Origin of the sequence: Streptococcus sp. C300, from assembly GCF_000187645.1 — a bacterium.
In the GTDB taxonomy this organism is placed as follows: Bacteria; Bacillota; Bacilli; order Lactobacillales; family Streptococcaceae; genus Streptococcus; species Streptococcus oralis_CQ.
Genome location: NZ_GL732466.1, coordinates 526,727 through 532,964, shown reverse-complemented (window position 1 = coordinate 532,964; position 6,238 = coordinate 526,727). Strand labels below are relative to the sequence as shown.

At 39.4% G+C, this 6,238-nt stretch carries 5 protein-coding genes and 3 pseudogenes; 6 read left to right on the top strand and 2 right to left on the bottom strand.

Annotated features, from left to right (window positions below; all coding sequences use genetic code 11):
* On the bottom strand, positions 1 to 448 hold a 448-nt coding region (locus HMPREF0849_RS02585; protein WP_009013538.1), incomplete at its 3' end, for a TVP38/TMEM64 family protein.
* A 132-nt stretch (positions 449 to 580) separates the two neighbouring features.
* Here HMPREF0849_RS02585 and HMPREF0849_RS02580 point away from each other — a divergent pair.
* The 6 genes and pseudogenes from HMPREF0849_RS02580 to HMPREF0849_RS10200 form a co-directional block, all read left to right on the top strand.
* A complete protein-coding gene (locus HMPREF0849_RS02580) occupies positions 581 to 3,214 on the top strand; it encodes a DEAD/DEAH box helicase family protein (RefSeq protein ID WP_000901152.1) in 2,634 nt (877 codons plus the stop codon).
* 37 nt (positions 3,215 to 3,251) lie between these two features.
* Positions 3,252 to 3,350: pseudogene (locus HMPREF0849_RS10810) on the top strand (DUF6261 family protein); the annotation flags it as partial.
* A 107-nt stretch (positions 3,351 to 3,457) separates the two neighbouring features.
* Entirely contained in the window at positions 3,458 to 3,859 is a 402-nt protein-coding gene (locus tag HMPREF0849_RS10670; protein WP_009013536.1) for a P-loop NTPase fold protein, read from the top strand.
* 91 nt (positions 3,860 to 3,950) lie between these two features.
* The gene (locus HMPREF0849_RS02575) at positions 3,951 to 5,327 is read left to right on the top strand and encodes a hypothetical protein (protein ID WP_009013535.1); all 1,377 of its coding nucleotides are present in this window, start codon (positions 3,951 to 3,953) and stop codon (positions 5,325 to 5,327) included.
* Positions 5,328 to 5,539: 212 nt separating this feature from the next.
* Positions 5,540 to 5,944 carry a YbgA family protein gene (locus HMPREF0849_RS02570; RefSeq protein WP_000438484.1) on the top strand — a complete coding sequence of 135 codons (405 nt, stop codon included), beginning with the start codon at positions 5,540 to 5,542 and terminating at the stop codon, positions 5,942 to 5,944.
* Positions 5,928 to 6,011, top strand: a pseudogene (locus HMPREF0849_RS10200) (pyrimidine dimer DNA glycosylase/endonuclease V); the annotation flags it as partial. The gene HMPREF0849_RS02570 and the pseudogene HMPREF0849_RS10200, both read left to right, overlap by 17 nt.
* On the opposite strand, the pseudogene HMPREF0849_RS02565 reads toward HMPREF0849_RS10200, so the two are convergent.
* Positions 6,004 to 6,238: pseudogene (locus HMPREF0849_RS02565) on the bottom strand (HAD family hydrolase); the annotation flags it as partial. The pseudogenes HMPREF0849_RS10200 and HMPREF0849_RS02565 sit on opposite strands and share 8 nt — an antisense overlap.

Genomic DNA, 6,238 nt, shown 5'->3' with positions numbered 1-6,238 from the left:
TAAAGATAAAGAACCGCTCGAAACGATTGCCCTTATCTAGCCAACCGATATACTTGTCATAGGTGCGCTTGCTGACGACGGACTGGACAAAGGCAGCTCCATAGAGACGGACGAGGTAAAAGATAATGGCACAGCCAATCACGATTCCGATATAGTTATAGATGGTTCCGATGATGTGGCCGTAAATAAAGACCCCAGCCACTGAGGTCAAAGCTCCCGGAATGATTGGAACAACGGTTTGTAGGATCTGTAAAAAGATAAAGAGTGGTGGTCCCCAAACCCCAGCTTGCTGGATAAAGGCCGATAGGGTTTCCTTGGATTGTAAAACACCCGCCTGATAGGCCCAAATACAGAAAATCAAGGTGCCGACTCCCCCAACGATAGATGAAATATTGATGACTTGCTGTAGAAGGGGAGAAACAGCTTTCATTTGCTTATCCTGTGACATGTAAACTCCTCATAGATAGTATGATTCTACTATACCATATTTTATGGAGAAAAACTATCTGGATTATCTGACTGGTGAAATAAGTGTGGTAAAATGAGAATAAGAAAATGATGGTATAGAATGAGGGGTATCATGTTAGGTTTAAACTTTAAAGGAAGCTGGCGCCAATATCAAAAACAGGTCTTGGATCGTTTTCAGGACTATCAAGCAGACGGCCATGTTCATCTAGTGGCCGCTCCAGGGTCTGGAAAGACAACCATTGGTATCGAGCTAATCGCTCGTTTTGGCAACCCAGCCCTCATCTTAGTTCCGACTGTAACCATTCGTGAACAATGGGTGGATAGAATACAAACTGCTTTTCTAGAGGATTGTCAGAGGCTTTCAGACCTCGTTTCCCAAAACTTAAAGGAGATGAAGGTATTAACGATTGTGACCTATCAGGCTTTTCATAGTGCCATGAACCAACTTCAATCACAAGAAGATGGAGAAGCAGAGGATTTTGTGGGGTTTGATTTGCTTGCAAGCCTAAGAGCTCAGAAAGTTGCTACTCTTTGTTTGGACGAATGCCACCACCTGCGCAATGAATGGTGGAAAAGTCTGGAAGCCTTTCGCAAGCAGTATGGACCGCTGAAACTCATCTCCCTGACAGCGACACCACCATATGACAGCGATCCTGAACTCTGGGAACGCTATATCCGAATGTGCGGGGAGATCGATCAAGAAATCACGGTACCTGAACTAGTCAAGGAAGACACTCTTTGCCCTCATCAGGATTTTGTCTATATGTGCTCACCAACAGCTGAAGAGGCGGAACGTCTCAAACAGTTTGAGGAGACTAAGTGGGACTATATTCATCACCTTATAGTCGATCCTGATTTTCAAACATTTGTAGCAGGGTCTAAGGTCCTCAAAGGGGATATTTCATCTGATTTGCTTTTAGAAGATCCCAAGTACTTGTCTGCTATGTTGATTTATATGCATTCTCAGGGGTTAACGATTCCTCCCTCTTTGCAAAATTTACTGGGAACCCAGAGGCTTCCAACATTGACCTCCTACTGGTTGGAGACGCTGTTGCAGAGCATACTCTATCAGACACCAGATTGGTATGAGGATCCAGATGGATATAGGAAAAAGTTAGAGGCTGACTTGAAGGCGCGTGGGTTGGTGGAAAAACGTCAGGTTTATCTGGTTAAGTCTAAGGCTTCTGACCAGCTTTTAACCCAATCTCTAGGGAAGTTGTCTGCCATTGCCGATATCTTTTTGACGGAGTATGAGAGTCTAGGTCAGGAACTGAGACAGTTAGTACTAGCTGACTATATTCGCAAGGATTTTGCCACCTATCTGGGAGATAATCAGGCAACCATTTCTCAGTTGGGGGTTCTCCCTTATTTTGAAAGCATTCGTCGAAAAGCTCAGGAGCAAGAAATACCTGTGTCATTGGCTGTCTTGTCAGGTAGTGTCGTTATTTTGCCTACCGATGTGGCAGCAGAGTTGAAGGAATTCTTGCCTCAGGTTCCTCTTAGTTTCTCATCTATTGGTCACTTGGATCCAAAAGATTATGTGCAGGTTGGTTTTCCGAGCTCAGCTAAGGGAATCGTGGCGGCAGTGACGGAGCTTTTTCAACGAGGGCGGATTCAAGTCCTAGTCGGAACCAAATCTCTCCTCGGAGAGGGTTGGGATGCTCCTTGTGTTAATTCCCTAATCCTCGGAAGCTTTGTGGGGAGCTTTATGTTGAGTAACCAGATGCGCGGGCGTGCCATTCGTATCTGGCCGGGACATCCAGAAAAGACCAGCAACATCTGGCATCTGGTAGCCGTTCAAGCGCAAGCACTTATCACTTTTCCTGGTGAGGAGCCTAGACCAGAGAGCAATCAAGATCTGCAGACCTTGTCGCGACGGATGGAGCATTTTCTTGGATTGGCCTATAATCAGGAGAGTATTGAGACCGGTTTGGATCGTTTGGATTTTCCAAAGCCCCCTTTTAAGAAAAAGCAAATTAGTGAGTACAATGAGCGAGTTAAGAGTCTCTCCAAGGATCGAGCAGGCTTGAGACAAAAATGGCAAGATGCTCTTGTCGTAGCGGATCAATTTGAGATAGTTACAGAAGTCGCAACCCAAAAACAGAAGGTCCCAGTCATGCTCTTGCTTGATGCATTAAAATGGGTTCGCATGTCATTGCTCTTGTTGGCAGTGGATTTGTTGGTCTTGCTATTTAGACTGAGATTAATCGGTGTTTGGTGGCTTACGACAGCATGTCTCCTCTTTTTGGCTTTTGCATCTTGGCGCTACCTCTGCTATAAGAGTCCCTATAAACGCTTGCAGTCTCTGGGTGAGCAAATCCGAAAGGCTCTGCTAGATTCGGGGCATCTAACGGATGATCAATCCCGTGTTCAGGTAGAGGAGGACAAGGAAAACTATATGGTTTTTGCCTATCTCAAGGGAGGAAGCATGAGAGACAAGGAGTTGTTTGCACAGACTGTGGGAGAATTCTTTGCTCCAGTGGACAACCAGCGCTATCTGTTAGTAGCTCAAAAAGCCCCAGCTGGCCAATCCAAGTATTTCGTAGTTCCTAGCCTCTTTGAAAAACGCAAGGAAGAAGCACAGAAATTCCTCGACTTTCTGAGACCGACTATCGGACGTTATCACCTCGTCTATACACGAACAGAGGCCGGGCGGAAAATCCTTCTCGAAGCTCGTATCAAAGCTCTCTCCAATAAAAATGACCGTACCTTGACTAAGAAGAAGGTTAAAAGCCGATTGGAGTAGGGGAGTTTACAAGAGATAAATAAGTAAATTCTCTTAAAATATAAACACAATTAGAGACAGTAAGAGACGATTGACTAGTTCAAGTAAGAAGGAGAAGAAAGTTAAAGTAGAAGAAATAGAACAAGTAGCTGGATAAGGACTACCCCTTAGAAATGGATTTCTAAGGGGATTTTTGTGGATTCGTGGTATAATTTTTATAAAAGTAGGCGCTATGAAATATTTTGTTTTTTAGAAAGAAATACTATGGATGATAGATTTATTACATTAAAGCACATTGATACTTCAGTAGCAGCTAAAAATGTTGCTAAATTACTTGAAGAAAATAAAACTTATTTCTTAAATGGGAACTGGGGTTCTGGAAAAACAGAATTTCTAGTTGAAGTTGGTAAGAATACTAATAAAAAATTAGTTACGATAGACTTTTGGAGATTAAGCGATAACCGCTCAACGATTGAGATTGTTTTTTCAAAATTACACCCGTTGGTATATAGCCTTTTAAGGATTTTCATAGTTTTATGTGTCGCAGTTTCTATCTTAATGACTAATGTAGTTGATTTGGGTTTAAGTTCTTTTTTTGAATCTTTTTGTGTTAAATTAATTATTGGGAGTATTGTTTTATTAGTAGCAATCTATCAATTTTTTTAAAATCAAATCAGATGGTTTTTACAGTTGTTTACTAACTTCTAAATGTCTATCATTATCTCGAAAAGTATTAGTTATTGATGATTTTGATCGAATGTCTAACAAACAACAAGAGGAGAGTTATAAAATTTTTAGCTTGCTTAATGGCAAGATTCCAATTGTTTTTGTTGGAGATATTGAGAAAGTGCATCTTAACGACAATAATTTCCTCTCTAAAATTATTGATAGACGGATAGAACTACCATTTGTTCTTCACCCATCAAATATTTGGCAAGATTATTTTGAGTTGTTAAGTAAAAAACTCAATACGAGTTTGTCAGATGATTTTTGGAGAAGGTTTAGCTTTGAAAACAGAAATTTGCGAGATCGTAATCATTTTAATGACTATGTCAATCAAGAATTCTTTTCAAGGAAGAAGTTTGAACATGTTCAAGAAGAACAGCAACTTTGGATTATCTACGCTTATCTTTTTTATCCTGAATTATATAAACAACTATTAAAGAACGAAGAAATAAAAGTTAAGGATGATGAAGAAACAAGTTTTACAGAGATTTTCAAGTTTGGACGAAGCATACAGGAAATATTATCTGACATTCAGCAATCAGACCATAACCAATATCCACCGAACTATAAAAAGAATAAACCAGCCTATTTTCTCTATGAAGAACCTCTAAATCATACAAAAGAGGAATTTAATACATTACTTGAAACAGACAGTAATGAATTATCCAGAGAACTAAGAGAGGCAAACTATAACAAAGATTTTTATCAATATCTCTCAAGCGAATATAAATCTTTTTCTGAAATTCAGAAAGCTAAACTACTACGTATTACTATACAGGAATCTCTGAAATCTTATAATAGCTCTGCAATGGACTATATTGTTGAAGAAAAATTGAATGAAGAAATCCCTAGATATGAGAGAAATACTCCTTTAAGCAAGGAAACAATAGCTAGGATTGTAAATTTTTGGGAAACTATTCTTAGGAAAGAAGGTTTAGACCAGTCTGAAATCATTTATTTTATGGAAAAGCATAGAGTACTTAGCTTCCATGATTTGGGACTTCACTATACAAAATTAGAGATTAATAATGAAAATTTTGCCAAGTTAAATCGGAAAGATTTCTTCCTATTGACCTATCTAAGTGCGGTTAATAAATTTGGGCAATTTAAGAAATGGGATAGTAGTATATGGAATGCGATAGATTGTTTTGGAGATAAGGAATTTTTATCATTTTGGAAATTTCAAGGGATTCTATCTACTGATGAGAATTATTTTGATTTTGATATTATCCCAGAAAATATGATCTATACTCTTTGGATAGGTAAATACACTTTTGAACCACCACATGATTTTGAAGATTATAGGGAGGATGTTATTAAAAAGATTCGCCTGAAACTTGATCAGCTGGAATCAAAAGGATTCACATTTGATGAGAAAATAGATGGAGAACATAGACGCAGGGATTAGGATTTTAAAATTTGGGTATTTTTCTAGTTTATTGCTTATTTCTTACCGTTACACTAAATTAGCATTCTCTAAAAAAATTACTTGCTCTACTCAGGTCGAGTGGTTTTTATAGAATTATGATAAAATAGGAGAAATAATACATTTTTTGAAAGAGGTTTAGACAAAACTTTGTTTCCATATTTCCTGGAAACGGATAGAAAGCAAGGAGAAACATGGAACAAACTAATCAAAAATCCCAGTGCCAACAACTCTGGGCTAGAAACAAATACCTCGTTTTGAGCCATTCCAGCAATATTTACAATGAGATTCGCCAATACTTGAAGAATGAAGTGGTGGAGGTAAGTCATGTTCAAGAACTGATTGACCGTGCCTGCCAAATTCCTGAGCATAGAGGTCAGGTTTGCAATGCCTTTCAGCATATTTGGGGCTATTTCAAAAAGAAAGCGACAGATGTTGAATGCAAAGACTACATGCTCTTGCTGGATCGCTACCGCTTTGGTCAGGCTTCTAAGGAAGACTTAATCGCTAAGACGAGAGAGTTGCTGGATCGCTATCCCAATACCTATTTGCAACATTCGACTTTACTGAAAGGAGACTCTCATGAGACTTTGGCATGAGGCTTTGATTTCACAACTTCCCCGTCCGCAGCTTTTGGGGCAACATCGAGAGTGCTGTGCTCTTCGTCCGTCATGGCATCAATATCAGAACCCAACAAGATTTGATCAACGTCTAAACCAACTTTTTCGCAAACTGCTTGGGTTACCTTCTCATTGTCTCCCGTCAAGATCTTTGTTTGAACACCGTGTTCTAACAAAGCTTGGATAGCAGGTGCTGCTGATGGTTTTGGTGGATCTAGAAAGGCAAGATATCCTGTTAGAATCATCTCTTTTTTCATCTTCAACGGAGTAAGC

Excerpts from the sequence above, each read along its gene's own strand:
- HMPREF0849_RS02580 (WP_000901152.1), top strand. The coding sequence starts at position 581 with ATGTTAGGTTTAAACTTTAAAGGAAGCTGGCGCCAATATCAAAAACAG.
- HMPREF0849_RS10670 (WP_009013536.1), top strand. The coding sequence starts at position 3,458 with ATGGATGATAGATTTATTACATTAAAGCACATTGATACTTCAGTAGCA.
- HMPREF0849_RS02575 (WP_009013535.1), top strand. The coding sequence starts at position 3,951 with ATGTCTAACAAACAACAAGAGGAGAGTTATAAAATTTTTAGCTTGCTT.
- HMPREF0849_RS02570 (WP_000438484.1), top strand. The coding sequence starts at position 5,540 with ATGGAACAAACTAATCAAAAATCCCAGTGCCAACAACTCTGGGCTAGA.